Source organism: Sphingopyxis sp., assembly GCF_041916015.1.
In the GTDB taxonomy this organism is placed as follows: domain Bacteria; phylum Pseudomonadota; class Alphaproteobacteria; order Sphingomonadales; family Sphingomonadaceae; genus Sphingopyxis.
Genome location: NZ_JAYSAH010000091.1, coordinates 1 through 3,997 on the forward strand (window position 1 = coordinate 1; position 3,997 = coordinate 3,997).

Consider the following 3,997-nt stretch of genomic DNA (forward strand, 5'->3'; position numbering starts at 1 on the left):
ACGGCGCGCTCCAGTCGGCGGCGATCGCCGCGGGCGCCGGGCTCGAACGCGGCGTCCATGCGGCGGGGCTGGACCGCGGCACAGTGCGGACGCGCGACGGCGCGGCGCTGACCGCCCCGTCGATCTTCCTCGCCGCGGGCAAGCATGGCTTTCGCGGCTTCCCGCGCGAACCCGCCGCATGGCAGCGCGGCGACCCTGTCATGGGCCTGCGGCTGCGCCTCCCCGCCCATCCGACGCTTGAGCGGCTGGTGAGCGATGCTGTCGAGCTCCATCTGTTCGACCGCGGCTATGCCGGGCTGGTGCGGCAGGAGGACGGGAGCGGCAATCTCTGCCTCGCGGTCCACAAGTCGCGCCTCGACGCGGCAGGCGGCGACCCGGCGGCGCTGCTGCGCTCGCTCGGCGACCGCCTGCCGCATCTTGGCGAGCGGCTCGCTTGTGCCGACTGGACCCGGCCGGTCGATGCGATCGGCCATGTCCCCTATGGCTGGCGCGCAGCAGACGGCGTACCCGGCCTGTTCCGGCTCGGCGACCAGGCGGGCGTCATTCCCTCGCTCGCGGGTGAAGGCATGGGACTGGCGCTCGCCAGCGCCGACGCCGCGGTCCACGCATGGCGTCACAATGGACCGGCTGCGGCGCCTACCTTCCAACGCGCCCTCGCGGCCCGCATGGCGCGGCCTTTCGCGATCGCAACGCTTGTTTGGCGCGCTGGCGAACATCGGCTGAGCGCCGGCGCCTCGACGTCACTCGCCACCGCCTGTCCGCCGCTGGTGCGGCTGGTGTCGCGGATGACGCGCATTTAGAAGATAATGGTTCACGCGGAGGCGCGGAGGCGCGGAGAGATGGATATGCCGCAAAGCGGCTTTTCTCACCGCCGCTGCTGTCGGAAGCCCCATTGCCGAACAATGGTCTGTCGGCCCGAACTTCCTCTCTCCGCGCCTCCGCGTCTCCGCGTGAACCGAATCGAAATCCGGCATCTGGACCCAAGACCCTTGTCGCGACCGGACGCCGGGCCGATATAGGACCGGACGCCGCCGCAAGGAGTTTCCACGATGACCGACCCCGAAGCCGACAAGCCGCTCGATCCGATGGCGCATCATGTGCTGCGCGAGGGCGGGACCGAACGCGCGTTCACGGGGAAATATACCGACCACAAGGGCGACGGCGTCTATCGCTGCGCCGGCTGCGGCGAGCCGCTGTTCGACAGCCGCACCAAATATGACAGCGGCTCGGGCTGGCCGAGCTATACCGCGCCCGCGGGCGACGCAGCGGTGAGCGAGCATCGCGACGCGAGCCACGGCATGATCCGCACCGAAGTACGCTGCGCGAAATGCGAAGGCCACCTCGGCCATGTCTTCCCCGACGGCCCCGGACCGACCGGTCTTCGCTATTGCATCAACAGCGCGGCGCTTGACTTCGCCGAGCGCGGGCAGGATGAGGCGGACACCGGCAAGGGCTGACCGCCGCGCCGGGTGATGCAGCGGGGCTCCGCGAGGGAAGGAACATAGGGTTTGCGCCGCGAACGACAGCAGCCAACCGCAGGGAAATCGTCATCATCGGGCAAAGGCAGCGGTTCGCCCGCTCCCGGCGGAACGTCGCGCTTCCGGCTCTGGTTCCGGCGGATCATTCGCTGGGGCCTCGGCCTCGCGCTCGTCGGGCTCGTTGCGGTCGCGGTCGCGGTCGGCATCGCGGTGCAGCGCATCCCCAGCTTCGAGGAACTCAAGAAATCGCCCGCCGGGCAGACGATCCGCGTCCACGCCGCCGACGGCACCGTCTTCCTGTCGCTCGGGCCGAACTATGGCCGCTGGCTGACGCTCAACGAAACACCGCAGGTGATGCAGGACGCGATGGTCGCGGTCGAGGACCGGCGCTTTCGCTATCATCCCGGCGTCGATCCCGTCGGCATGAGCCGCGCCGCAGTGTTCGCGGTCCAGCATTACGGCACCGGGCGCCGCATGCAGGGCGCCTCGACAATCACCCAGCAGCTCGCGCGCAATATCTTCCTGTCGAACAGCTACACCTGGACGCGCAAGGCGCGCGAAATGGTGCTCGCGCTCGCGCTCGAATGGAAATTCTCGAAGGACGAACTGCTCGAACTCTATCTGAACAAGGTGTATTTCGGCGGCGGCAGCTATGGCATCGACGCCGCGTCGCGGCGCTTCTTCGGGCATAGCGCGACGCAGATGTCGCTGTCGGAGGCGGCGGTGGTCGCAGGGCTGGTCAAGGCGCCGTCGCGCTATTCGCCGACCGCCGACGCGCAGGCCGCGCTCGGCCGTGCCGGCGTCGTGCTCGACACGATGGTCGATGGCGGCTTCATCACCCGCAGCCAGGCCGACAGTGCCGAGCCCGCGAACGTCCAGCTTGCGCAGGAGACCGGCCAGAACAGCGCGCGCTATTTCAGCGACTGGGCGCTGCCGCAGCTCGACATGCTGATCGATGAGGGCAGCGAAGCCCTGGACGTCTATACGACCATCGACCTTCGGATGCAGCGCGCGGCGACCGCGGCGATCCAGGCCGACACGCCGAAGGGCGTGCAGGCGGCGCTGGTATCGATCGACCGCGACGGCGCGGTGCGCGCGATGGTCGGCGGCACCGATTATGTGACGTCGAACTACAACCGCGCGACGCAGGCGCTGCGCCAGCCGGGATCGGCGTGGAAGCTGTTCGTCTATATGGCCGCGCTCGAGGCGGGGCATAAGGTCGACGAGCAGGTCGTCGACGAGCCGGTGACGATCAACGGCTGGTCGCCCCGCAACTCGTCGGGGCGCTTCTCGGGGCCGATCAGCCTCCGCACCGCCTTCGCTTATTCGATCAACACCGTCGCGGCGAAGCTCGGCGACGAGGTCGGCTTCTCGGCGGTCGCCAACATGGCGCGGCGCTTCGGGATCACGACGCCGATCAACACCCACCCCTCGATGGTGCTCGGCAGCGCCGAGGTGCGCGTGATCGACATGACCTCCGCCTTCGCCGCGGTCGCGCGCAAGGGCGTGTCGGCGCAGCCCTATGGCATCACCAAGGTGACGACCGCCGACGGCCGCCTCCTCTACCAGCGCCCTGCGGAGCGCGGGCAGGTGCTCGTCGATAACTGGGTCGCGGCAGGGATCACCGACCTCCTCCAGACCGCGGTCGCGACAGGCACCGGGCGCGCGGCGCAGATCGGCCGCCCGGTCGCGGGCAAGACCGGCACGACGACGAGCAACAAGGACGGCTGGTTTCTCGGCTTTTCGAGCGGGCTGACCACCGGCGTGTGGATGGGCCGCGACGATGCGAAGCCCGTCGGCGGGCTGCAGGGCGGCCACGCGCCGGCCAAGGCCTTTGCCGACTATATGCGCGTCGCGGTCGCCGGGCGTCCGGTCGAACCCTTCGACACCGAGGTGAAGCTGCCCGAATGGCAGCTCGAGGACGAGAATGACGCCTATCTGGGCGAGCCCGGCCAGGAGGGGCTGACCGACGACAACGGCATGCCGATCGAGCTGCCCTACGACAGCCGCCCGCCGCAGGACGAGACCCAGCCGCAACCGCCGCAGGACGACGGGCCGGTGCTAAACCAGCAATGGATCGAGGAGCAGACCGGCCGCCGGCCGCCGCCGTCTGACCTCGGCGCGCAGCCCAAAGGATCGCCCCAAGGCAAGATCATAACGGTTCCGGCCCCCAAGGCCCCGCCGGCGCCCATGCAAAAGGGGCAAGCGCCGCGCGCCACGAACGGCGAGGGAAATTAGAGCCTCATCCGCTAAATCGGCGTCACTAACTCCGTCCGTGCCGAGCGTGTCGAGGAACCGTTCTTCTTCCTGCGACGCTGAAAGAAAGGACGGCCCTTCCACAAGCTCAGGGCGGATGATGTGGATTTAGCGCAAGACCCGCTAGGGTCAGGACCCATTGATTTGCGGTAGCGATTATGATTCAGGCGACCACGAAGGAGCCTGAATTTGAGCGATTTATTCTGGCTGACGGACGAGCAGATGGCGCGTCTCCAGCCCTATTTTCCAAAGAGCCATGGCCG

3 protein-coding genes are annotated in these 3,997 nt (G+C 68.6%); all 3 read left to right on the forward strand.

What is annotated here, in order from left to right; all coding sequences use genetic code 11:
• Positions 1–800 (forward strand): FAD-binding monooxygenase (locus tag ACE3SL_RS13735; protein WP_374526292.1); only part of this gene is annotated, 800 nt, incomplete at its 5' end.
• Between the two features lie 249 nt (positions 801–1,049).
• Positions 1,050–1,457 carry a peptide-methionine (R)-S-oxide reductase MsrB gene (msrB, locus tag ACE3SL_RS13740; protein WP_374526293.1) on the forward strand — a complete coding sequence of 136 codons (408 nt, stop codon included), beginning with the start codon at positions 1,050–1,052 and terminating at the stop codon, positions 1,455–1,457.
• A gap of 51 nt (positions 1,458–1,508) precedes the next feature.
• On the forward strand, positions 1,509–3,716 hold the full coding sequence (locus ACE3SL_RS13745; RefSeq protein ID WP_374526294.1) for a transglycosylase domain-containing protein: 2,208 nt from the start codon (positions 1,509–1,511) through the stop codon (positions 3,714–3,716).
• The last annotated feature ends 281 nt before the right edge of the window (positions 3,717–3,997 follow it).